The organism is Nostoc sp. NMS9, assembly GCF_017114995.1.
Lineage (GTDB): Bacteria > Cyanobacteriota > Cyanobacteriia > Cyanobacteriales > Nostocaceae > Nostoc.
On the sequence record NZ_JABXKL010000081.1, the window covers coordinates 1 to 22,705 of the forward strand.

The 22,705-nt window shown below is 41.7% G+C and carries 24 protein-coding genes and 1 riboswitch; of the genes, 18 read left to right on the plus strand and 6 right to left on the minus strand.

Annotated elements, in window-relative coordinates; translation table 11 throughout:
- The 4 genes from HWQ40_RS25700 to HWQ40_RS25715 all read left to right on the plus strand — a co-directional run.
- Positions 1-673: WD40 repeat domain-containing protein (locus HWQ40_RS25700; protein ID WP_292783562.1), on the plus strand; the 673-nt coding region annotated here is incomplete at its 5' end.
- Positions 674-1,030: 357 nt separating this feature from the next.
- Positions 1,031-1,297 (plus strand): transferase hexapeptide repeat containing protein, encoded by a 267-nt coding sequence (locus tag HWQ40_RS25705; RefSeq protein WP_292783565.1) that lies wholly within the window; start codon positions 1,031-1,033, stop codon positions 1,295-1,297.
- Between the two features lie 8 nt (positions 1,298-1,305).
- Positions 1,306-1,494 (plus strand): hypothetical protein, encoded by a 189-nt coding sequence (locus tag HWQ40_RS25710; RefSeq protein WP_292783567.1) that lies wholly within the window; start codon positions 1,306-1,308, stop codon positions 1,492-1,494.
- Entirely contained in the window at positions 1,495-1,722 is a 228-nt protein-coding gene (locus HWQ40_RS25715; RefSeq protein ID WP_292783569.1) for a type II toxin-antitoxin system VapC family toxin, read from the plus strand.
- A gap of 138 nt (positions 1,723-1,860) precedes the next feature.
- Here the strand turns inward: HWQ40_RS25715 and HWQ40_RS25720 are convergent, their stop codons facing one another.
- Positions 1,861-2,169 (minus strand): Txe/YoeB family addiction module toxin, encoded by a 309-nt coding sequence (locus tag HWQ40_RS25720; RefSeq protein WP_292783571.1) that lies wholly within the window; start codon positions 2,167-2,169, stop codon positions 1,861-1,863.
- Positions 2,166-2,408 (minus strand): type II toxin-antitoxin system Phd/YefM family antitoxin, encoded by a 243-nt coding sequence (locus tag HWQ40_RS25725; RefSeq protein ID WP_366934028.1) that lies wholly within the window; start codon positions 2,406-2,408, stop codon positions 2,166-2,168. The genes HWQ40_RS25720 and HWQ40_RS25725 overlap by 4 nt, the downstream gene beginning before the upstream one ends.
- A 167-nt stretch (positions 2,409-2,575) precedes the next feature.
- Here HWQ40_RS25725 and HWQ40_RS25730 point away from each other — a divergent pair, with 167 nt between their 5' ends.
- From HWQ40_RS25730 to urtD, 13 genes are all read left to right on the plus strand, one after another.
- A complete protein-coding gene (locus tag HWQ40_RS25730; protein WP_292783742.1) occupies positions 2,576-2,767 on the plus strand; it encodes a DUF1902 domain-containing protein in 192 nt (63 codons plus the stop codon).
- 59 nt (positions 2,768-2,826) lie between these two features.
- Positions 2,827-3,042, plus strand: coding sequence for a hypothetical protein (locus HWQ40_RS25735; protein WP_292783576.1), 216 nt, complete (start codon positions 2,827-2,829; stop codon positions 3,040-3,042).
- Positions 3,042-3,425 (plus strand): type II toxin-antitoxin system VapC family toxin, encoded by a 384-nt coding sequence (locus HWQ40_RS25740; RefSeq protein ID WP_292783580.1) that lies wholly within the window; start codon positions 3,042-3,044, stop codon positions 3,423-3,425. Before HWQ40_RS25735 ends, HWQ40_RS25740 begins: the two co-directional genes overlap by 1 nt.
- Before the next feature lie 35 nt (positions 3,426-3,460).
- Entirely contained in the window at positions 3,461-6,454 is a 2,994-nt protein-coding gene (locus HWQ40_RS25745; RefSeq protein ID WP_292783582.1) for a UPF0182 family protein, read from the plus strand.
- Positions 6,455-7,063: 609 nt separating this feature from the next.
- A protein-coding gene (locus HWQ40_RS25750) for an IS630 family transposase (protein ID WP_292783744.1) occupies positions 7,064-8,019 on the plus strand; the annotation gives its coding sequence in 2 pieces (ribosomal slippage) (positions 7,064-7,403 and positions 7,403-8,019; 957 coding nt in all).
- Positions 8,020-8,201: 182 nt separating this feature from the next.
- Positions 8,202-10,247, plus strand: a complete 2,046-nt coding sequence (locus HWQ40_RS25755; RefSeq protein ID WP_292783584.1) for a bifunctional metallophosphatase/5'-nucleotidase — start codon at positions 8,202-8,204, stop codon at positions 10,245-10,247.
- A gap of 4 nt (positions 10,248-10,251) precedes the next feature.
- Complete coding sequence (locus HWQ40_RS25760; protein ID WP_292783586.1) at positions 10,252-11,142, plus strand: 2-oxoglutarate and iron-dependent oxygenase domain-containing protein; 891 nt, start codon at positions 10,252-10,254, stop codon at positions 11,140-11,142.
- A 253-nt stretch (positions 11,143-11,395) separates the two neighbouring features.
- On the plus strand, positions 11,396-12,535 hold the full coding sequence (locus HWQ40_RS25765; protein WP_292783589.1) for an FAD-binding oxidoreductase: 1,140 nt from the start codon (positions 11,396-11,398) through the stop codon (positions 12,533-12,535).
- A gap of 160 nt (positions 12,536-12,695) precedes the next feature.
- Positions 12,696-13,121, plus strand: a complete 426-nt coding sequence (locus tag HWQ40_RS25770) for an ester cyclase (RefSeq protein ID WP_292783591.1) — start codon at positions 12,696-12,698, stop codon at positions 13,119-13,121.
- Between the two features lie 493 nt (positions 13,122-13,614).
- Positions 13,615-14,931 carry an urea ABC transporter substrate-binding protein gene (urtA, locus tag HWQ40_RS25775; protein WP_292783593.1) on the plus strand — a complete coding sequence of 439 codons (1,317 nt, stop codon included), beginning with the start codon at positions 13,615-13,617 and terminating at the stop codon, positions 14,929-14,931.
- Positions 14,932-15,085: 154 nt separating this feature from the next.
- On the plus strand, positions 15,086-16,246 hold the full coding sequence (locus tag HWQ40_RS25780) for a branched-chain amino acid ABC transporter permease (protein ID WP_292783595.1): 1,161 nt from the start codon (positions 15,086-15,088) through the stop codon (positions 16,244-16,246).
- Between the two features lie 36 nt (positions 16,247-16,282).
- The gene (gene urtC / locus HWQ40_RS25785) at positions 16,283-17,401 is read left to right on the plus strand and encodes an urea ABC transporter permease subunit UrtC (RefSeq protein ID WP_292783597.1); all 1,119 of its coding nucleotides are present in this window, start codon (positions 16,283-16,285) and stop codon (positions 17,399-17,401) included.
- On the plus strand, positions 17,376-18,122 hold the full coding sequence (gene urtD / locus HWQ40_RS25790; protein WP_292783600.1) for an urea ABC transporter ATP-binding protein UrtD: 747 nt from the start codon (positions 17,376-17,378) through the stop codon (positions 18,120-18,122). The genes urtC and urtD overlap by 26 nt, the downstream gene beginning before the upstream one ends.
- 508 nt (positions 18,123-18,630) lie before the next feature.
- Here urtD and HWQ40_RS25795 read toward each other — a convergent pair.
- Positions 18,631-19,593 carry a TauD/TfdA family dioxygenase gene (locus HWQ40_RS25795; protein ID WP_292783745.1) on the minus strand — a complete coding sequence of 321 codons (963 nt, stop codon included), beginning with the start codon at positions 19,591-19,593 and terminating at the stop codon, positions 18,631-18,633.
- 555 nt (positions 19,594-20,148) lie between these two features.
- Between HWQ40_RS25795 and HWQ40_RS25800 the strand changes: the two genes are divergently transcribed.
- Positions 20,149-20,373 (plus strand): hypothetical protein, encoded by a 225-nt coding sequence (locus HWQ40_RS25800; RefSeq protein WP_292783603.1) that lies wholly within the window; start codon positions 20,149-20,151, stop codon positions 20,371-20,373.
- A 61-nt stretch (positions 20,374-20,434) separates the two neighbouring features.
- On the opposite strand, the gene HWQ40_RS25805 is transcribed toward HWQ40_RS25800, so the two are convergent.
- From HWQ40_RS25805 to HWQ40_RS25815, 3 genes are all read right to left on the minus strand, one after another.
- On the minus strand, positions 20,435-21,250 hold the full coding sequence (locus HWQ40_RS25805; protein ID WP_292783605.1) for a creatininase family protein: 816 nt from the start codon (positions 21,248-21,250) through the stop codon (positions 20,435-20,437).
- A gap of 92 nt (positions 21,251-21,342) precedes the next feature.
- The gene (locus tag HWQ40_RS25810) at positions 21,343-21,894 is read right to left on the minus strand and encodes an N-acetyltransferase (RefSeq protein WP_292783607.1); all 552 of its coding nucleotides are present in this window, start codon (positions 21,892-21,894) and stop codon (positions 21,343-21,345) included.
- Positions 21,895-21,931: 37 nt separating this feature from the next.
- Positions 21,932-22,016, minus strand: a riboswitch (ZMP/ZTP riboswitch).
- Positions 22,017-22,339: 323 nt separating this feature from the next.
- A complete protein-coding gene (locus HWQ40_RS25815; RefSeq protein ID WP_292783747.1) occupies positions 22,340-22,594 on the minus strand; it encodes a hypothetical protein in 255 nt (84 codons plus the stop codon).
- Positions 22,595-22,705: the final 111 nt, after the last annotated feature.

Consider the following 22,705-nt stretch of genomic DNA (forward strand, 5'->3'; position numbering starts at 1 on the left):
CACAGTGCGGTTGTGGAATTTCCAAGGTCAGCCCTTGGCTGAACCCTTCGGTGGTGAGCAGGGTAGGGTCTATTCTGTCGCCATTAGCCCGGATGGGCAGACGATTGTCAGTGGCGGTGATGACGGCACAGTGCGGTTGTGGAATTTCCAAGGTCAGCCCTTGGCTGAACCCTTCGGTGGTAATCAGCGTAGGGTGAATTCTGTCGCCATTAGCCCGGATGGGCAGACCATTGTCAGTGGCGGTGAAGACGGCACAGTCCGGTTGTGGAATTTCCAAGGTCAGCCCTTGGCTGAACCCTTCGGTGGTGAGCAGGGTAGGGTCTATTCTGTCGCCATTAGCCCGGATGGGCAGACGATTGTCAGTGGCGGTGATGACGGCACAGTCCGGTTGTGGAATTTCCAAGGTCGGCCCTTGGCTGAACCCTTCGGTGGTGATCAGGGTAGGGTGAATTCTGTCGCCATTAGCCCGGATGGGCAGACGATTGTCAGTGGCGGTGAAGACGGCAGAGTCCGGTTGTGGCGGGCTGACTGGCGTGTATGGTTACAAGTCTGCTGTGACAGGTTGCGTTATCATCCCATCTTCACCAACCCGCAAACTGAGGAGGCAAAAGCCGCCTGCGAAGTCTGCCGCAAATATGTTTGGAGTAAAGAAGAAGTTAAAAGCGGGGATTAATAAGAAGAAAACAGGAAAAATAAACCTCTAATCTCCAATGTTGAGGCTCAGAACTCCACTTTTCACCTTCAGAACTCGAAACTTCGACCTCTGAACTGGGAACTTTGACCTTTGAACTTGAAACTTCGACCTTTGAACTCGAAATTTCGACCTTTGAACTCGAAATTTCGACCTTTGAACTCGGAACTTCGACCTCTGAACTCGGAAGTTCGTGCTTAGAACAGCAATATCCGAGATCCAAGGCTCAATCATCCTGAGTGAAGGGTAATTATTAATAGTCAACCCTAATTAACAGATACATGAATTACAACCACTTAGGATAAATATCTGAAAATTATTGCAGATCCATAGTCAGCTATGATTGACATGATGCCAGCCGTTGATTTTTTGCACTACTCAAAAATTATGCTAGATGAAACTACCATTGAGCAACGTTTGGTAAATCTTGAGCAGACAGTTGCCGAACTTAAACGTTTGCTTATCGCTGCTCCCACTCCTAGCAATTGGCTTGAGAAAGTGACGGGTTCAATTTCGGATGAGCAAGTTTTCCTGAAAGTTCTGGAGTATGGTGAGTCTTTGCGCCACGCTGATAGACCCACAGACGAAACCACTGACCAAACGTGAAGTATCTTTTGGATACCGACCATATAAGTTTTTTACAACGGCGTTCTGCTTTGGAATACGCGAACTTAACGGCTCGAATTGCTCAACACTCATCCGCAGATTTTGCATTTTCCATTATTAGTCTTCACGAACAAGTTCTTGGTGCTAATACCTTTATTAATCGTGCCCAAACATCGGCTGATACAATTCGAGGATAGATGATACTGCTGGAGATTCTTCAAGGTTTCTCAGTTGCTCCAGTTCTACCATTCGATACTAGTGCAGCAACAGTTTTCGATGGACTAAAAGCGCAGCGAGTTCGTGTCGCTACAATGGATTTGCGAATTGCATCAATTGCTATTTCACGAAATTTGGTACTTTTGACCCGAAATAATCGTGATTTTAGTCAAGTAACAGGTTTGGTGACACAAAATTGGACAGTATAAATAATTTGCAGAACCGCAACATCCGAAATCTATGGCTCAATAATGGTAAGTGAAGGGCGATTATTTAAGAGTCAACCATAATTAATATCAAGTTCGGGTCAACCCCAAAATTAAATCATCTCATCAACTACCTAAAACTTACTCGTAATGCGTCCACATCCGAATTATCTTGACTACTTGTTCGGATTCGATGACTTCATATACCAACCGATGCTGTATGTTTATCCTGCGAGAATACGCACCTGATAAATCACCAACCAGCTTTTCATAAGGTGGAGGATTTTGAAAAGGATTTTTTTTAAGAACTACAAGCAACTCCTCAGCTTTTTCCTTTAAATTACTAGAAGCTAACTTCTTGGCATCTTTTTGCACTTGTTTTGTGTAAACCAACCTCCAACTCACTTCTTCAGAATTCGGAAGTGGCTCTCCATTACTGCACTGACTCACCAATCCAACTCTTCATCGCATTCTTGGATCGGAATTGCTAGTCCTTCTTTTATAGATTCTCCCATTCCAGGTATAGATAACAAGTAAAGAGTCTCCTGAATTGCAGACCAGTCTTTTTCTGCAAGCAGAATCGCATTACCACGTTCACCCTGAATGATCACAGGCTTACCCTGCTCTGCAACTTGGTCTATCAGTTCTTGTAAATTATTTTGAGCGTCGTTGACGGGAAGTGAAGACATCATGCTTTTTTAGCTGACGATAACTTTACTTTAGTTTATCTACGAACTTAGAGCAAAAATGCGTAGGGTAGCTCGTCGTAGACATCGCTTGTAGTCTAATGATGCGTCTGGGCTTACCCTGAGAACTCGGATGTTCTAAACTGGAACTACGTTGTAAGCACTCAATGATGGCACAAATCACATTTAAGGTTGAAGCATTTTGGGATTCAGACGCAGAAGTTTGGGTAGCAACTAGTGATGACGTACCTGGATTAGTAACAGAAGCTTCTACGATTGAGGTTCTGACGCAAAAGCTGCGAGAAATAATTCCAGAACTTATTATGTATAATCATTCTGGAACAAGCACTCGATACAATTAGCCAAGCCCCACTAGAGCAGCAATAGATGCTACTAGAAATTAGATAGGAGGTAAGCAATAATGCTACGAACTATTGAAGGAATTTATAAAAATGGCAAAATCGAACTAGCTGAAACGCCACAAGGTATTATTGAGAGCAGAGTCTTTGTTACTTTCTTAGAAACAAAACTCATGACTTGGCCAGAAACGATTATGCAACATCAAGGTGTAGTAGAAAGTATTATTTTTGAGTCCTACCGAGACGAACTGCTACCACCTAACGAAATCCAGTTGTAATGATGGGTTATTTACTCGATACCTGCGTAATTAGTGATTTTGTCAAGGGAGAAGAAAATACTCTCAACCTATTAAAGTCTACTACTCCCACTGATATTTTTATTTCCTCCTTAACAGTAATGGAGGTGAAGTATGGATTAGCAATCAATCCCCAACGTGCCTTGAAAATCCAATCATTGATTGAAGCATTATTAGGTTTGATTACAATTTTACCTTTTGGTGTGGAAGAAGCAGAACTTGCTGCCCAAATTAGAAGTATTTTGAAAACAGCAGGTACTCCTATCGGTTCTTATGATGTACCGATCGCAGCAACAGCACTAACTCACAATCATATTGTTGTAACATCTAATGTTCGAGAGTTTCAAAGAGTACCTAGCTTGTAAATAGAGAATTGGCGTTCTTCTTAAATTAGTTATTAATGTATTGGAAATGGGGCTTTAGACTATTAATTGTATTCTTGGGGCTGTGGCTACTGTTGGATCTGGGTTCCCGCCTGGGAGCAGAGATTTTTTGGTTTCGGGAAGTCGGCTATCTGCAAGTGTTTTTGTTGAGGCTGGTGACTCGTGGTGTTTTGTGGGTAGTCGTGGCTGGGATAACTGTTGTCTATCTACTGCTAAACCTGGCTTTAGCACAACGGCTAAAATATTCCCAGTCTCTAAAGATTGAGCAAGCAGAACTCAACAGTGAATTAACAAATTTTCTCAGTCCTAATTATCCAAGACGCAACGAAACCCGGATACTAGGGCCACAAAGCTTTCAAGCATTAAAATTGCGCTGGTTATTACCCTTAACTCTGGTTCTAAGCTTGTTGATTGGGTTAATGCTGGTTCACTATGGTCAAATTGCTCTTTTCTATTGGCATTCTCCAGTTAATCAGGCTATTCTACCCGTTCCCACCCTATTTCGACCGGAGACAATCTGGCAACTGTTGAGGCAGATTGTCTCTCAAGTCTGGTATCTCGGTTTAATTGGGGGAGTAGCGATCGCCATCTTAATCTATCCTCAATTTTTACTGACTGCGATCGCAATTCTCTCCAGTCCGATTTTTGCCTTCATCATATTCCGACACTGGCCAAAGGTGCTGCAATATTTTCACCCCACCCTTTTCAACAGCACTGAGCCTTTATTTGGTCGAGATATCAGCTTTTTCGTATTTTCCTTACCCTTTTGGGAACTGCTAGAACTGTGGCTGATGGGATTATGTTTGTATGGCTTCGTCGCCGTTACTCTCACTTATCTCTTGTCGGGGGATAGTTTGAGTCAGGGAATTTTCCCTGGTTTTTCACCGCAGCAGCAGCGTCATTTATTCGGTATGGGTGGCTTATTGATGCTGGTAGTAGCTTTGAGTTATGGGCTAAGTCGCTATGAACTCGTGTATTCTAGCCGTGGTGTGAGTTATGGTGCTAGCTATACCGATGTCACAGCCCAGTTGCCAGCTTACACCGTCTTGGGCATTGTGGCAGTTGCGATCGCCTTTTACCTCCTTTGGCGAACGTTTTTCTGGAAACCCAAATCTCAGTATCGTAGCTTTGTATTTTACGGGTTGGGGGTTTATCTAGTATTAGTTGTAGCTGCTGATGTTGTTTTACCTACTGTGGTGCAATATTTAATTGTCCAACCTAATGAGTTGCAACGAGAGCAACCCTACATTCAGCGGACTATTGCCTTAACTCGTCAAGCATTCGATTTAGAGGCGATCGATTCTAGAAGCTTCAACCCGCAAGGAACACTGACTGAAGCTGATATTCAAAAGAATGACTCGACAATTCGGAATATTCGCCTGTGGGATGAGCGACCACTCTTAGAAACTAACCGTCAACTGCAACAGATTCGCCCGTATTATCAGTTCCCCGATGCCGATATTGATCGATATACTCTCAAAACAGATGTAACTTCACGCCGACCACCTGCCCCTCAAAAGCCGCCAGTAACGCAGCAGGAAGCAGTTGAATCAACAGAACGGCGGCAGGTACTGATTGCCGCACGAGAATTAGATTACAGTGCTGTACCACAGGAAGCTCAAACATGGGTTAATCGCCATTTAATTTATACCCACGGTTTCGGGTTTACTGTTAGTCCAGTTAATACAGTTGGTCCGGGTGGGCTACCAGAATATTTTGTTAAAGATATTAGCGGTAATAGTAGCGCTCTCACAACTTCTAATGAAGCCGTTCGTCAAAGTATTCCGATTGGACAACCCCGGATTTATTACGGTGAAATCGCCAATACTTATGTAATGACTGGCACAAGAATTAGAGAGCTAGACTATCCTAGCGGTAGTGACAATGTTTACAACTCTTACGAGGGTCTAGGTGGTGTTGAAATCGGTTCAGTATGGCGACGGTGGCTATTTGCCATGTATTTGAAAGATTGGCAGATGGTGCTGACGCGGGACTTTTTGCCAGATACAAGAGTGCTACTGCGACGAAATGTCAAGGAAAGAATTCAAGCGATCGCACCTTTCCTGAAATTTGACAGCGACCCTTATTTAGTTGCTGCTGCTGCTAATCAAGATTTCCCAAGTAATCCTAGTTATCTTTATTGGATTGTTGATGCTTACACAACGAGCGATCGCTATCCCTACTCAGACACTGGTAGCGATGGTATCAATTACATTCGCAATTCTATCAAAGTAGTGATTGATGCCTATCACGGCACTGTGAAGTTTTACATTGCCGATCAGAGCGATCCGATTATTGCCACTTGGTCAGCGATATTTCCCAACATGTTCAAACCGCTCAGTACAATGCCAGTCAATCTCCGCAGTCATACCCGATATCCGGTGGACTTTTTCAAAATTCAATCTGAGCGGTTGATGACCTACCACATGACCGACCCCCAAGTATTTTACAACCGGGAAGACCAGTGGCAGATTCCTAACGAAATCTATGGTAGTGAACCCCGTCCGGTAGAGCCGTATTATTTGATTACTAGTTTACCCGCCGTAGACTTTGAAGAATTTCTTCTGTTTTTACCCTACACTCCCAAACAACGGACTAATTTAATTGCTTGGTTAGCGGCGCGATCGGATGGCAAAAACTACGGTAAGCTGGTGCTATATGTCTTTCCTAAAGAACGCCTGATTTACGGAACAGAGCAAATCGAGGCGCGGATTAACCAAGACCCAGTAATTTCTCAGCAAATTTCCTTGTGGAATCGCCAGGGTTCGAGAGCTATTCAAGGCAATCTACTAGTAATTCCCATTGAGCAATCGCTGCTGTATGTCGAGCCAATTTATCTAGAAGCCACACAGAATAGTCTGCCAACCTTGGTACGGGTAGTGGTGGCTTACGAAAACCGGATTGTCATGGCACAAACCTTAGAACAAGCATTGCAGGCAATTTTTAAACCAGAGGTTACACCAGCCCCGGCGATTATTCGTCCCTTTGAAGAAGCAGCGCCGCCAAGTTAAGTGATTTTAAGACTAAAAAGTTACATATCAGACGAAAGTGAGCAATCGCCGTTAACAAAATTGCAACAGACATAGTTTTAGGACTAATACCAATTCTGTATGAAGATGCGCTAAACCATATTTAAGTACAAGAAAGAAAAACGAACCGCAAAGGACGCAAAGGACACAAAGAAAGAAGAAGTTAAGAGGGTTTGGCGCAGCCTTACAAAGAAATGGTATAACCCTTTGCTCGACTTTATCAATTAAGTTGCAGATGATCAAATTTTAGATTTTTTTGCATCCCTCGATTCATGCGATCGCAACCAATGGTTATCGCTGGCGATTGCTACGTGATTCTTCTTTAAGTGCAAGAGCCGACTCAAAGATAAATAGGACCAGCCCTTTCAAGGTGAGCATATGTACTATCAAAATTTTTACGGCATTTAAGGCATCGGCTGGAATTGAACAAGGAATTTATGCATTCACCTCCAAATTTTTGGACTGTAAATTAAGCGATCGCCTGAGCCAAAGTACCAAAATTGGGTTAAAAACATCATTTATTTTATATAGCGTTTCCCGGTCTACTGAGGTACGATAAAGAAATAGGTTGTGCATTTTACTCAAATAGAAATGAAGGCATACTCGCTCGACTTACGTCAGAAGATTATCAATACGTACTTTGAGGGTAAAACATCTCAGCGTCAGCTAGCAAAAAGATTTCAAGTAGCCGTGAGTTTTGTTGAAAAATTGCTGAAACAATATCGAGAGAGTGGAAGTATTGCTCCGAAAGTTCGCATACAACAAACACCAACAAAGCTTTCAGAAGAACAGTTAAACATTTTGTCTTCAATTGTAGCGATTAATAATGATGCAACCTTAGATGAACTTCGTTGCCTGCTAGAACAACAAACAGGAGTTTTGATTGGTCGCTCAACTCTAGATAGGATGCTGCAAAAGTTAAACCTAAAGCTCAAAAAAAAACACTACACCCTACCGAAAAAGAAAGTGAACGAGTTCAATTACTAAGGTTAAAATTCTGGCAAACGGTTCAAGGTATTTTAGCCCAAGACCTGATTTTCATTGACGAATCTGGCGTTAATTTATCTTTAGTACGACTGTTTGCCCGTGCGCCCAAAGGAAAACGAGCGCGAGGTAAACGTCCTATTAAACGAGGAAAAAATGTCTCCTTAATTGGTGCTATTGCTTTCAAAGGTGTGATTACTCAAATTAGTCTGATTGGTGCGACAGATGGACTGACCTTTGAGGCATTTATCTCTCAAAAGCTAGTGCCAAAACTTTGGTCAGGAGCCTATGTTGTTATGGATAATTACTCGATTCATAAAAATAAAGAGATTGAAGTATTGATTCAAGCAGCAGGAGCAAATCTCATTTATCTACCACCTTATTCTCCCGATTTTTCACCAATCGAAAATTGCTGGTCAAAAATTAAAAGTATACTACGTTCTCTCGGTGCAAGAAATTACGTAGATTTAGCTAAAGCAATTGAAGAAGCTTTTAATAAAGTATCTTTAAAAGATATTCACAACTGGTTTACTCACTGTTGTTACTGTACCTCACTAGACTAGGAAATGCTATAGTACAAACGTTCACCTTAAAAGGGCTAGTCCTATATAATCTTTTCCTATACATGGGTAATTTCCAATCAGATGTGAAGATGAATATTAAAATTAACTTATGAAATATTTCTTATGGGATATTGATAATACACTAAAAAATTATTCACCACTGATGAACTAGAAAATTTATTATGTCTTTTTTAGATCGGAAAAGTCGATTTTTCAGTAAGTTTAATCGCCGAGATTTAAGGACTAGCCGATTAAGTTGGCTGACTATATCTAGCATCTTTTTATTTTTAGGAACTACTGGTGGTATGGTGCAAGTTAAAACAGCACAGAAGTCAGGGTTCACACTACAACTTTTACATACTTCCGACCAAGAAGCAGGTGTCCCAGCGCTAAAGGATGCACCGAACTTTTCGGCGGTGTTGAATGCACTGAAAAATCAAGATGCTAATCGTGATGGTAAACCTGATTATCCTAATACCTTAATCCTTTCATCTGGAGATGCTTATATTCCCAGTCCCTTCTTATTTGCCAGTGACACAGCTTTTGGTGGTCAGGGACGAGGAGATATTTTAATTTTAAATGCTCTTGGTTTTGGTGCGATCGCATTTGGTAATCACGAATTTGACTTAGGTACGGGTGTTGTTGCCGACTTACTCCGTGCTAAAGAAGATTACCCAGGTACAAAATTTCCCTATCTCAGCACAAATCTAGACTTCAGCACTGATAAAGACCTAGCAAAATTAGTTACTGCTGATGGACAAGAGGCAAGTAAAATTCCGAATAAAATTGCCCGTAGCACCATTATTACCGTCAATGGTGAAAAAATTGCTGTAGTTGGGGCGACAACTCCCACACTGCGGACTATTTCTTCTCCCGGTGGTGTGAGTGTGTTGCCTAAAGAATTTAATGACCGTGATACCGCAGATATCGCCGCCTTAGCTGCTGAAATTCAAACTTCTGTTGATACTCTGCTGACAAAAAACCCAGAGATTAACAAAGTTATTCTATTGGCACACATGCAGCAAATTGCCATTGAGCAAAAGCTAGCAAAATTCCTCAAGGGAGTAGATATTATTGTTGCTGGTGGTTCCAATACCTTACTAGCTGACAAAACAGACCGTCTGCGAGTGGGTGATAAATCTGCTGGAACTTATCCAATCATCAAAAAAGCCGCAGACGGTAATCCGATAGCGGTAGTTAATACCGATGGAAATTATCGCTATGTTGGTCGTCTAGTAGTTAACTTTGATGCCAAGGGAGTGATTATTCCTAAAAGTATTGACCCTAAAATCAGCGGTGCTTATGCGGCTGATTCCCAAGGTGTAGCAGCTGTGGGTGGGAAACCCGACGCCAAAATTGTTGCCATTACAGAAGCACTCAAAAAAGTGATTATTGCCCAAGATGGTCAGATTTTTGGGAAAAGCAACGTTTTCCTTAACGGCTGGCGGGGTGATGTCCGCACCCAAGAAACCAATTTTGGGAATTTGACAGCCGAAGCTAATTTAGCGATCGCTAAACGATACGATCCTAAAACTGTCATTTCTATCAAAAATGGTGGTGGTATCCGTGACAATATTGGTACCTATACCTTTCCCGCAGGTTCGACTCGCTCACAGGATGTTATCAAACTGCCACCCCAAGCAAATCCTGTAGCAGGCAAGAAAGAAAAAGAAATTTCCCAACTTGATATTACCAATGCTTTACGGTTTAACAATAGCTTGACTTTAGTTACTTTTAATGCTAAAGAACTAGTAGCAATAATTGAACACAGTGTAGCAGCCATAGCGCCGGGTGCTACCCCTGGCAGTTTTCCCCAAGTCGCGGGATTAGCCTTTAGCTTTGACCCGAACTTGCCAGCAGGTAAGCGTGTTAAATCCCTAGCTATCAAAGATGGAAAAGGCAAAATTATTGATGTAGTGGTGAAAAATGCAGAGTTAGTGGGTGACTCTAATCGCATCTTCCGCGCTGTCACCTTAAACTTTCTAGCAAATGGTGGTGATGGTTATCCTTTTCCCAAAACTGAACGGGTTGATTTGACATCAAAAGATGTTGATAAGAGCAAACGCACAGGTTTAGCCACCTTTGCTGCTGATGGTTCTGAACAAGATGCATTAGCAGAATATTTGGCTGCTAACTTTAAGCAGATTCCATTTGCTCAGGAGGATGTACCAGCTACCGAAGATACTCGTATTCAAAATCTGAAGTTGCGTAAAGATGTGGTGTTTTAAATCAATGGTCAGAATTCCAGTAATTGATTTCACTAATTTTACTAAGGGCAACGCAATAACTCGGCAAGCTGTCATCAAACAAATCTATGAAGCTTGTCATGAAATTGGCTTCATATACTTGCAAAATTCAGGAATATCAAAAGACCTAATCAAGGAAGTATTCACTCACAGTAAATCTTTTTTCAATTTACCTTTAGAAGTTAAGCAAAAGCAAGCTTGGAGTGATGAATTTAGTAATATGGGTTACGTTGGGATTGAGAGAGAACGTCTTAACCCCAATCAACCAGGCGACTTAAAAGAGGCATTTAATGTAAACAAACAAGCGGTAGGGATAGATGCTTCTCTTGTCACCTTCTATGATAATTGTACAGAACTTGCTAACACGATATTACAAGCTTATGCGTTGGCGTTGGAATTGCCAGAAGATTTTTTTACTGTAAGACATAATCAACCAAATCATACCTTGCGACTATTACACTATCCACCATTGCAGACACCACCAAAACCCGGACAGGTGCGTGCTGGTGAGCATTCTGATTATGGCAGTATGACCTTGCTTTTCCAAGATGACATTGGTGGGTTGGAAGTACAGACAGCATCTGGAGAGTGGATTGCCGCACCTGCAATTCCTGATACTGTAATAGTCAATACTGGCGATTTAATGCAACGGTGGACAAATCATCTGTTTTGCTCAACTAAGCATCGAGTGATGATTCCCACTGATAATAGGGTAAATCAGTCTCGGTATTCTATGGCTTTTTTCTGTCATCCTAATGATGATACAGAAATTACTTGTTTGGAGAGTTGCCAGAAAGAACAATCGCCTATCTATCCCCCTATCCTTGCGGGAGAATATCTTTTACAACGTTTACAAGCAACTTATGGTAATTCGTAATGAGGCAGGAGGCAGAAGGCAAAAGGTAGAAGGCAGGAGGCTCAGTTGGAATCCCCATAAATAAATTTAGGGGATTTAATAAGGACGCTGTAAATATGCGCTGCGCGTCACTATGTACATCTTTTTTTGTTTTTCATAAATAAATTTACTTGCTCTAAACCCGCTCTTCTGTGGGCAAAAAATATATTTTCTTCCTCCTGCCTCCTGCCCTCTGCCTTTCTTCGGTAATTCGTAATTAAGAAAGATATTTAATATGAAAACCTACGATTGGATTGTGGTTGGCGGCGGAATTACGGGTGCTGCACTCGCTTATGAACTGGCTAAAACTGGCTTTTCTGTACTTTTGTTGGAGCAATACAGCAGACTACAGAATGCAACTCGCTATAGTTATGGTGGGCTTGCCTATTGGTCGGGTAGTACGCCACTAACTCGGCTATTGTGCAAAGAAGCGATCGCACGTTACCATATCCTATCTCAAGAGTTAGACGCTGATATCCAATTTCGGGAATTAGATTTATTACTGACTATTTCAGCCCATAACGACCCAGAAACAACTGCTGTATTATATAATCAGTTTGCCATTCCACCCCGTTTACTCAGTATCCAAGAAGCTTGTGAGTTGGAACCACAGCTAAATCGAGAGGCGATATCTGGGGCTTTAACTGTCAAACACGGTCATATTCACCCAGAAAAAACAGCACAAGCTTACATCCAAGCTTTTGAGCGGGCTGGGGGTGAAATGCAGATTACCCAAGTATTGCAAGTATTGCAAGATGGTGTAAAAACCACCAGTGCAACTTTCCACAGCGCTAACGTAGTCGTTTGTGCGGGTGGACTCAGCCGCCAGCTTCTCAAATCTGCTGGTGTTTCCATCAAGCTGTATTTTACCCACGAAGAAATCATTGAAACCTCACCCGTTGATGTCAGGTTACGCACCTTAGTTATGCCAGCGAATCAACAACGGTTTCAACTAGAAGCTGAATCTACTCAAGTTGATGAATTATGGGATGAACTTGGTAATGAATTAGTACCAGCGATTTTAGATGTGGGTGCGATTCAGTTTCAAGATGGTAGTATCCGCATCGGTCAAATTAGCCGTGCGATCGCAGATCCTCAAGCCAAGGTAAACTCAGACGTAAGCGAAAAATGGTTGCGAAAAAGTGTTGGTCAAATTTTACCAGCACTGGAGAATCTACCAGGGACTTGGTATCACTGCTTAGTCGCATTTAGTAGCAATCAACTCCCCTTAATTGGTGCTATTCCCGAATTTAAAGGTGTTCATGTTTTCTCTGGATTTAGCAATCCCCTAGTACTGATACCACCTTTGGCAAAGCGCTTTGCTAATTTTGTAACTGGACAGGAAGATGAAATTATTACACAAATGCTAATCTAAAAGCCCCACAGCGAAAAACACAAATATTACTGATGCTGACACATTAAACGCTGCACTGATTTTAATTCAATCTCATACTTGGTTAATTGACAATAGTGCATCTTGTCTGTCTAAATAAATAATTAGAGTTCGCCTAATTTTCAGTAAAGGAATAGCAGCAATGTCTTCCATTGAGGACAACAAAATAATTGCTCAACGGTGGATTGAACTTATTAGCGAGCATAAGATCGAAGAAATTTGTGAGATAACCGCCCCGACTTGGAAAATGCACGGTGGTTTACCAGGACTTCCTCTTGGCCCTGAAGGGGTACGCAAACTCTTTGGTTCATTTGGGCCTATCCAGCAGAAATGGACAATTGAAGACGTAATCGCTGAAGGTGACAAAGTTGTTGTGCGCGCGACTAATACCTGCATCCAGGAGAGTTTTCTTGGCATACCTAGTCGTGGCCGTCAACAGACATTCACTGCTACGTTCATTCATTATATTACCGACGGAAAGATAATTGAAACCTGGCGAAACGCTGACGATCTTGGACGGGTTCTTCAGCTTGGGGCACGGATTGAACCAGGAATATCTGAGCAATAGCAGTGTAGGTGGAATATTCTAACCTGATTTAATGATTAAAACTATTGCTGTGTTAACCAGCTATCTGTTCAGCACAGACCAGAATTTTGAAAAGAGATAAGTAGGTAGACATAATTAAATATAAAATAAACTCCTAGTTTGTAGTGAGCGATTTATCGCTCAGAGCAAGGATTATCAGGACTAAAATCCTTACTACAAACTTTAAATTTATTTATGCCTAGATACTTAGCAGTTTTTAACTGTCTAGAATCAAAGATGTTCGTGGAAGAGAAAGGTTTTGTTCTTCCATAACGTATTGCATAGATATGAGAATCTTTATAAAGTTAATAAAGCTTCATATTAAAAAGTTTGTTTTTTATTACAAAAACAAACTTTTTTGTATAAGGCGTCACTTTTTACTAGTAAACTATCGCACTAATATCACACTTTAAAGATTGATATTGTCAGCTTTCTATAAGTTGGCTGATTCATCAACAGGAAAATTCATAAAAAGATGAGAAGACAATTTAACCGACGCAAGTTTATAATCTACGGCTCTTTAACTTTTGGAAGCAGCTTTTTTTTGAAAGCTTGCGCGAATAATTCTCCAACTGCGACAGAGAGTCCAGCCGCACCTCCTACGGCTTCACCAGCGGCGGCTACTGCTGGTGACACCATCAAAGTAGGTATTTTGCACTCTCTGAGTGGTACGATGTCTATTAGTGAAAAAAGCGTTGTTGATGCTGAAAAGTTAGCAATCAAAGAAATTAACGCTGCTGGTGGTGTTTTAGGTAAGCAAATTGAAGCAATTACCGAAGATGGTGCTTCTAACTGGGATACTTTTAGAGAAAAAGCAACCAAGCTAATCGATCAAGATAAAGTTGCTGTAGTCTTTGGTTGTTGGACTTCTGCTAGCCGCAAGAACGTTAAGCCAGTATTCGAGAGCAAAAACCACATGCTCTGGTATCCTGTGCAATACGAAGGTCAAGAGTGTTCTAAAAATATTTTCTACACTGGCGCTGCGCCAAATCAACAAATTGAACCATCTGTTGATTGGCTGTTAAAAAATAAGGGCAAAGAATTCTTCTTAGTTGGCTCTGACTACGTTTTTCCCCGGACTGCTAACACAATTATTAAAGCTCAACTAGAAGCTTTAGGCGGAAAAACAGTTGGTGAAGACTATTTACCTCTTGGGAACACGGAGGTTACACCAATTATCACTAAAATTAAGCAAGCTTTGCCTAATGGAGGTGTAATTTACAATACTCTAAATGGTGATAGCAACGTTGCTTTCTTCAAACAATTGAAAGGTGCTGGATTGACACCAGAAAGATATCCTTCCATGTCTGTCAGTATTGCTGAAGAAGAAGTTAAAGCAATTGGTGTAGAGTATCTCAAAGGTCACTATGCTGCTTGGAATTACTTCCAAACAGTAGATACACCTGCTAATAAAAAGTTTGTCGCAGCTTTCAAAAAAGAATACGGTGAAAATCGGGTAACAAATGACCCAATGGAAGCAGCATACATTGCAGTTTATTTGTGGAAGCAAGCAGTACAAAAAGCTGGTACTACAGACATAGCTAAGGTAAGTGCTGCGGCTTATGGTCAAACCATAGATGCACCTGAAGGTAAGGTGACAATGGATGCTAATCATCACATATCTAAAATTGTGCGAATTGGTCAAGTAAGGCTAGATGGTTTATTTGATATTGTCTATGCTACTCCTGCACCAGTTGAGCCAGTTCCTTGGAATCAATTTGTCAAAGAAACTAAGGGATTTGCTTGTGATTGGAGTGACCCTGCTAAGGGTGGTAAGTACAAGAAAACCTAAATAATTCATAATTTTCTCGTTTCTTGGTAGAACCTGGAAATGCTGCTCATTGCGGCTTTGCCGCGAGTCAGGAGGCAGAGCCTCCTAATAGGCATTCCCAGTCTCAGACTGGGAACGAGGCAACCTAATTACTAATTAGTTTGTGGAGAAATAAGTGTTAGCAGGATTCTTAGAAGCTGTATTTAATGGTATTAGTATTGGCGCGGTATTATTAATTGCTGCGTTGGGACTGGCGATTATATTTGGATTGATGGGCGTCATCAATATGGCGCATGGTGAATTGATGATGTTTGGTGCTTATACAACTTATGTTGTGCAAAATGTATGTAAGCAATTAGGTGGGGTGTGGTTTGAAGTCTATATATTTTTGGCTTTGATTATTGCATTTATATTCACGGCTGCTGTGGGATTAATTTTAGAAAGAGGCGTGATTCGTTATCTCTATGGACGCCCATTAGAAACTCTACTAGCAACTTGGGGAGTAAGTTTAATTTTTCAGCAGTTTGTTCGCAGCGTGAATTGGGTATTGATAGTTGGCATAGGCTTATTTTCTCTGCTGTTTTTTGGAGGTTTATGGATTTTAAATTCCCGCACTGATTTGGGAAGAGTTCGTAACTGGATTGTGGCGGTGATATTTTTATTATCGCTGGGAGTGACAATCACAACGGGCAATTTATTGAGTCAAACTTATCAGTTAGCTGTGACTCAACCTTGGTTTGGCGCTCAAAATGTAGATGTAACAGCACCGACTTGGTTACAAGCAGGGATATCTTTAGGTGGTGTGCAATTACCCTTTGCCAGATTATTTATTATTGCTTTAACAATAATCTGTGTGGCGGGAATTTATTTATTTTTACAACGTTCTAGCTGGGGTTTAAGAATTCGGGCTGTGACGCAAAACCGGAGTATGAGCGCTTGTTTGGGTATCCCAACTCAAAAGGTTGATGCAATTACTTTTGCATTGGGTTCTGGTTTAGCTGGTGTGGCTGGATGTGCGATTAGTTTGCTTGGTTCTGTAGGGCCAAATACGGGACAAAACTATATTATTGATACTTTTATGGTTGTTGTCGTTGGGGGTGTAGGGAATTTAGCTGGGACGATTGTGGCTGCTTTGGGTATTGGTACGGCTAATTTTTTAATTGGTTCTGGTACTTTGGCTTTGTTGTTGAGTTCTGTTAAACCTTTGGCTGATTTGTTTACTTTTTTTGCGACGACGAGTATGGCGAAGGTGATGGTATTTGCGCTGATTATTGTGTTTTTACAGTGGAAGCCTGGGGGGATTTTTCCGCAGAAGGGACGTACTGTTGATGTTTAAAACGAACCGAGAAGACGCAAAGGACGCGAAGAAAGAATGAGGAATAGGGGAGGAGGGTTATTAATTGAGGTGGGTGTGGTGGTTGCGATCGCACTCTTCCTTATAATTGTTATGCCACTGTTGCTTACGGAGTTTCGCCTGAATTTGTTGGGACGATTTTTGTCGCTGGCGATCGCAGCTTTGGGTATCGATTTGATTTGGGGTTATACTGGTTTACTAAGTTTGGGACATGGTATCTTCTTTGGTTTGGGTGGATATGCGATCGCAATGTACCTGAAACTGCAAGTCCCTACTGGAGAATTGCCTGATTTCATGGGACTTTATGGGGTTACAGAACTTCCCGCCTTTTGGCAACCTTTTTATTCGTTTCCTGTAACAATAGCTTTGGTGGTACTCATTCCAGGGTTATTGGCGGGATTGTTGGGATATTTAGTTTTCCGAAATCGTCTCAAGGGAGTTTATTTTTCTATCTTGACTCAAGCCGGAACTATTGTATTTTTCAACTTCTTTAATGGTCAGCAAAAACTATTCAACGGTACGAACGGACTGATAGATTTTACAACCTTGTTTGGGGCAAGTGTGAGCGATACGAAAACGCAGTTTATTTTCTACACGCTGACGGTAGTGTTTCTCGCAGCCACCTATGGGATTTGTCGCTGGTTGACAACTGGACGTTTTGGCAGATTGTTGATAGCGATTCGTGATGATGAAAGTCGGGTAAGATTTTCTGGCTATGACCCTACAGATTTTAAGGTGGTGGTGTTTGCGGTTTCAGGTGCGATCGCAGGCATAGCAGGAGCATTTTACACCATTCAGAGTGGTTCTGTATCACCCAGAGCAATGGATATTGCCTTTTCGATTGAAATGGTGATTTGGGTAGCTGTAGGTGGACGCGCTACTTTAATTGGCGCGATTGTCGGAACTTTGTTAGTAAATTATGCCCGCACTTTTTTAAGCGAACAATTTGCCGAAATCTGGCTATTTTTCCAAGGCGCACTATTTTTGATAGTCGTCACAGTCCTTCCTGACGGCATCGTGGGATGGTTGCGTAGTCAGAATATTTCTCTTTTCCACCGTCGTCAAGAAATTGCTACATATCCCACCTTGGAAGAAGACCCCGAAGTACAACATGAACGCGAAAATATTGGAAACTGAAAACGTAACTGTTAGTTTTGACGGTTTTAAAGCTTTAAACCAGCTTAACTTTAGTATGGATGTGGGTGAATTACGGGTAGTAATTGGCCCGAATGGCGCGGGAAAGACAACGTTTCTCGATGTGATTACGGGGAAAGTTCAGCCAACGGTTGGGCGAGTTTTATTCAAAGGTAAAAACCTGCGTTCTTTACCTGAATATAAAATTGCCCGATTGGGAATTGGGCGCAAGTTTCAAACACCCAGAATTTACTTAAATTTAACACCTCGTGAAAATCTAGAAATTACTAGTAACAAGAATAAAAATGTCTTTTCTACTTTGTTTGAAGGTTCTAATAGTGTTGAAAAGAATAATATTAAAGGATTATTAGAAACCATTGGTTTAACGCCGAAAGCAGATATCAGAGCAGCTTTACTTTCCCACGGAGAAAAGCAACGTTTAGAAATTGGGATGTTAGTAGCACAGTCCCCTGACTTATTACTCGTTGATGAACCTGTTGCTGGTTTAACAGATGAAGAAACATACAACATCGGCGAACTACTTTTAGCACTAGCGCAGAGTCATTCAATTTTAGTAATTGAACATGATATGGAATTTGTGCGTCAAATTGCCAAGAAAGTAACAGTGTTACATGAAGGTTCGGTGCTGTGCGAAGGAAATTTTGAAGAAGTGCAAAATGACTCTCGTGTAATTGAAGTGTATTTGGGAAAACAGGAAGAATGAAAAACTCAATTGCCCTTTCTATGCCAATACGGTTCAGTTAAGGCTGAAAGTCAGGTAAATTAAGGATTATTCCCAAGCCTGGAAATTGACTGTGGTACATCTCAAAGATTTTTCACTGTTGTCTCCAACGATACAAAGAGTCACACTCCACAAGGCGTAGAGTAAATCACGTCTGGATATCAAATATTTGCCAATTTGCACTTTTTTGATAACTGGTTACTTGATATTAATGTTGATACCTTTAGGCAAAAGTTTAGGCAGTGATTATACTAGTTTTTCTCCCTTTTATCTCTAAAAAGATGTTTGAAAAGTTTTTAGTGATATAGTTAGATACTTTTAAAGCCTCCTTAAAAAGAAGGGCTTAGACTTTCATTCTCTGCTTGAAAAACTGCGATATATATACATCTCCATGCTCGGCAAAAGATATCATTACCGCCTTATTCCCCCTAAAAAAGGGGGAATTCAAGAGACGGCCTCTCGTAGAGAAGAAAGCTAACAGAACTCAGGTTTACGAAAGCACTGGTTGTGGTTCCTTAGACTCAGCTTTCTGCTTAAAGACAGTTGGTACTTCTGCGTTGAACACCTCACCTTGAACCACTTGGGAGCGGAAACCATCAACTCCAACTGGAACATCACCAGTAATGGTGGTGCGATATAAGAGACGCTCAACATCCAAATGATCTAAATCTTGAGGAGCTAAATGTACAGTGGCCCGGTTATCCCAGAACGCGATATCACCATTGTTCCAACGGAAACGGGTGGTGTAGGCAGGTTTGGTGATTTGCTTGAAGAACAACTCAAGTAACAGCTTGCTCTCTTGTGGTGACACGTCAATAATGTGCGAGGTGAAGCCAGGGTTAACGAACAACGCACGTTCGCCAGTCTCAGGATGAACCCTTACTACTGGGTGGATTGAGACTAGTGGATTAACAGCAATGCGCTCGTCGAATTTGCCGTTGCGGGGCTGATACCCGCCCCCATTAAAGCGATGTTCAGCTTTCAATGTGTCTGCTAGCGCCCGTAGGGGTGCTGACAGTCCCTCATAAGCCGCAACTAGATTGCTCCACTGAGTGTCACCACCGAAGCTGGGGACATTAACCGCGCGTAAAATTGACCCTGCTGGTGGGTTAATAGCTGCCGTTACATCTGTATGCCAAGGACCACCAGTGCGAAAACCGTACTGCTTCTCATAGAGCTTACGATCTACGGGTTTAATCTGTGGGAATCCCGGGACTGGTTCAGGCTCTCCGAGTGGATGCGCGAAAGTTACTTCACCGAAACGAGATGTGAACTCAACCTGGGCAGCATGATCGATGTTCTGACCACGAAAGAACACAACTTTCCATTTCAATAACGCTTTACGGATTTCTTGGACTTGCTCGTCAGAAAGAGGACGGGAAAGGTCTACGCTACCAATTTCGGCACCGATGAAACCAGCAACTTGTTTAACTTCTATATGTTTGTAGCCCATGTGGATTCTCCAGAGTTTAATCTGTAGGGTGGTGTTCACACTCGCCTGTTTTCTTTGGAATTTTGCCAATAATCTGATAGCAATATTCCTGTGCTGGGAGTAGAACTGAGAGTATCATACATTATTCCGATAGATTTGCCGTAGTATGTATTGCTATTTAAGAATTTCCTGTGTTTTTGCAGCTAGGATCTTCGGAATTGAGACACTGATGCCCTTCTCTACGAGAGGCTGCGCCAACGACTTGGTGCTGTTGCGCTTTAGCGGTACAAGTCGCAAGACCCGCTGTTAGCACCTGCTTCACCTGTTGCCCGTTAAGAGTTCCCTTTTAAGAACGAATGAGAATGAGGGTTTAGTCTGTAATTTTGGGACTGGCAATCATTACCAGTTGCGTAGGCGCAGCCCTCGCTGGGATTCTCCCTCGCCTTCAAATACTTCTCACGAGCAATTACTTCTATTTATCGTTTTTTAAAAAAAGAATATTTGCTTCTATTGGCGGGAAAGCTTAATTTTAGAGTATCAAGCCAAACACATACTGATTAACTAAACAGGTCTAGTATGAATACAAGCAAAAAAATATTGTCAAATAGCGTTGATGTACAAGCACTTCAAAACACTCAAGTCGCACAGAAAGCTTCAGACGCATCGATAGAGCAATTAACGCGCGGACAACAGCTTGCTGATAAATTAGCAAACCATGTAGGCTCTTGGAAATTTCTGATTTGCCAAAGCACCATTTTGGCGGCCAAGGACGCAAAGGGAAGAAAGAAGAAAGAAATATAGAATTTTCACAAATGATTTAGATTGCTATAGGATGTATCGGCAAAATCGATAAGGTGAAAGATCATCCTTGCTGTAGTGGGTCAACGGCAGCAGGTTGGAGATGGCTTAAATCAAACTGAGCGATTTGTTCAACCAACTCACTGAGACGACCTACAATATGTTTAAGAATTTGTTCACCTTTTTGAGCAGTGGCAATGGTTGCGTCGCCCCAAGCACCAGTTTCACAGATATCCTGGCTCAGCCAGCCGAAGTTTGCTGGGCCGAATGGACTCAAAAGCGAATCTTTTGACTCTAAGACAAAGGGTTTCAGTTTTGCTTGCTTCATCTGATCCCGCCTGACCAAATCCGGTTCGAGATGCAGCATTAGTGATGTTTCGATAGCACCTGCGTGCAAACCAAGACTCATCTCGTAGTCATTGAAAATACTTTTAGGAACGCCAAGGGCAAACCAACTTGTTGCAATTGCCAGCATACTATAGCGGCGGCGTAGTGCTAGAATTGCTTCGCTAATGACGGATTGATTGCCGCCATGAGAGTTTAGAATTAAGAGCCGCCGGATACCAACTGCTGTGAGGCTTGCCGTAAGTTGTTTTAAAATTTCCAAGAGTATATCAGGAGAAAGCGCCAAAGAGCCGGGAAAATCCAGATGTTCCAGGCTTTGACCAATAGTCTGCGTTGGGAGAACTAGTACATTAGCTGAATCAGTGCCCTCGGTCAAGAAGCACTCGATTATTCCGTTGACGATACGTGTATCAGTCCAAACTGGCAAATGTGGCCCATGCTGTTCAATCGCGCCTATCGGCAGGATAACTATATTGCTACTATCGAGATTTCGGAAATCAACCGTTGTGAGTTCATGCCAGTAACACTTTGACATTGTTTAGAAGGGTATTTGAAATAATACGGTAGAGTCTACTAAAGTTAAAACGGCTGCAAATGCAGTAGAAACAGAAATTGTAGAATTGATTGCTACAGAAATACTAAAACTTTCTCAAAAACAATTGCATCAACCCACACATCTGAGTTGTAAATTAGTTCTCCCACTTGTTGATATCCTCGACTTTTATAGAAAGACAAGAGCTTTAGGTGTGTCTTCACTCCATCCAACCGTACAGCAGAGTAACCGCACTCAATGGTAAGCTTCTCAATAGCTTGCATACACCATGTTCCTATACCTTTGCCTTGCCAAGATGGAAGTATTGCTAGTTTATGTACATACACTGCCGGAACATCTGATATCTGCCAAAGAATGTTTCCATACTTGATGTAGCTCAATGGAACTGTTGTCATCATCTCAAGTGTGAAAGTGCCCACTAGGTTCTCGCCGACTGTAACGGCGTAAACATCCTGCTCCATAGCATCGTGGAGCATTTGCTCAAGCGGATAATTTGGCGCCATCCAGTGACTCAAACCGAAGCGGTTTTTCATATCAAGACCGCAAGCCACCAAGATTTTGTGAAGGGATGGAACCTCAGATATGCTGGCGTGTTGGAGACAGAGTTGTTTGCTATCGCTAACCATAAACAGTTCCTCTAAAGACACATATTGCCTTACATAAAGTGGCTGCCCAGGCGTTCGGCATCAGATTTCCCCATGCTCCCTAGTAGTTTTTTCTACTTAAATCGCCAGTCACATGAGGAGGTTGATGGTTTTAGCTAATCTTTTAGCCATCAACAATATTAAATATATCCTTCTTCCGTCACTTTGGAGGTTTATATTTTGATAGCAACATTTTGACTGCGTTCGCAAAGTGTGCGCCAAAGGCGCTCTCGCTCGTTTGACTTCATGCTATCTTTGCTATTTTCGACTTCCTCTTAACCGCGATACCTTCTCTGCGAGACGCTACGCGAACGGTGAGCTTCGCTAACGCATCCACATTGCCATCAACACTTTTTGTGACAAATATTACTTACAAATCTCTTCAGTATTTTCTCATGAATGATTCCGGATTGCTATAATTTCATGATTATGCTGGTGGGTCATTACTATTTAAGAGTTGTTTTTTACTGCACTTCAGTTGTTTCCAAAGTAATTTAATCTGTTTGTAAGCCTCATTAGCCGAGAGCTTCCCATTGGTTTCTAAACTAGTGATAATGCCTACTTTTTCAGCAAATTCTTGTAAATTTGCATTAAACACTAAGTTTTCTGGCTTAACCTGACCATAGTAACGACTACGAGGGGAAATAAATTTGTCTTTGTCTTGTTGATTAAGCTGTTGCATAATTCTAGTTCCCATTATTAATTTTCTCTTCATGATAGTCAATCTAGTTAAACTCAAGCTCTTTAAATAGTAGTTTTTGCTTGAATATTTATTTAAGATTTTAGACCATAA

Bases quoted from the DNA above. Each gene is read 5' to 3' on its own strand.
- urtC (WP_292783597.1), top strand. From the start codon at position 16,283: ATGAGGAATAGGGGAGGAGGGTTATTAATTGAGGTGGGTGTGGTGGTT.
- HWQ40_RS25815 (WP_292783747.1), bottom strand. From the start codon at position 22,594: ATGCAACAGCTTAATCAACAAGACAAAGACAAATTTATTTCCCCTCGT.
- HWQ40_RS25765 (WP_292783589.1), top strand. From the start codon at position 11,396: ATGAAAACCTACGATTGGATTGTGGTTGGCGGCGGAATTACGGGTGCT.
- HWQ40_RS25795 (WP_292783745.1), bottom strand. From the start codon at position 19,593: ATGGGCTACAAACATATAGAAGTTAAACAAGTTGCTGGTTTCATCGGT.
- HWQ40_RS25705 (WP_292783565.1), top strand. From the start codon at position 1,031: ATGATTGACATGATGCCAGCCGTTGATTTTTTGCACTACTCAAAAATT.
- HWQ40_RS25810 (WP_292783607.1), bottom strand. From the start codon at position 21,894: ATGGTTAGCGATAGCAAACAACTCTGTCTCCAACACGCCAGCATATCT.
- HWQ40_RS25800 (WP_292783603.1), top strand. From the start codon at position 20,149: ATGAATACAAGCAAAAAAATATTGTCAAATAGCGTTGATGTACAAGCA.
- HWQ40_RS25730 (WP_292783742.1), top strand. From the start codon at position 2,576: ATGGCACAAATCACATTTAAGGTTGAAGCATTTTGGGATTCAGACGCA.
- HWQ40_RS25755 (WP_292783584.1), top strand. From the start codon at position 8,202: ATGTCTTTTTTAGATCGGAAAAGTCGATTTTTCAGTAAGTTTAATCGC.
- HWQ40_RS25715 (WP_292783569.1), top strand. From the start codon at position 1,495: ATGATACTGCTGGAGATTCTTCAAGGTTTCTCAGTTGCTCCAGTTCTA.
- HWQ40_RS25745 (WP_292783582.1), top strand. From the start codon at position 3,461: ATGTATTGGAAATGGGGCTTTAGACTATTAATTGTATTCTTGGGGCTG.
- HWQ40_RS25735 (WP_292783576.1), top strand. From the start codon at position 2,827: ATGCTACGAACTATTGAAGGAATTTATAAAAATGGCAAAATCGAACTA.
- HWQ40_RS25740 (WP_292783580.1), top strand. From the start codon at position 3,042: ATGATGGGTTATTTACTCGATACCTGCGTAATTAGTGATTTTGTCAAG.
- urtD (WP_292783600.1), top strand. From the start codon at position 17,376: ATGAACGCGAAAATATTGGAAACTGAAAACGTAACTGTTAGTTTTGAC.
- HWQ40_RS25805 (WP_292783605.1), bottom strand. From the start codon at position 21,250: ATGTCAAAGTGTTACTGGCATGAACTCACAACGGTTGATTTCCGAAAT.
- urtA (WP_292783593.1), top strand. From the start codon at position 13,615: ATGAGAAGACAATTTAACCGACGCAAGTTTATAATCTACGGCTCTTTA.
- HWQ40_RS25760 (WP_292783586.1), top strand. From the start codon at position 10,252: ATGGTCAGAATTCCAGTAATTGATTTCACTAATTTTACTAAGGGCAAC.
- HWQ40_RS25770 (WP_292783591.1), top strand. From the start codon at position 12,696: ATGTCTTCCATTGAGGACAACAAAATAATTGCTCAACGGTGGATTGAA.
- HWQ40_RS25725 (WP_366934028.1), bottom strand. From the start codon at position 2,408: ATGTCTTCACTTCCCGTCAACGACGCTCAAAATAATTTACAAGAACTG.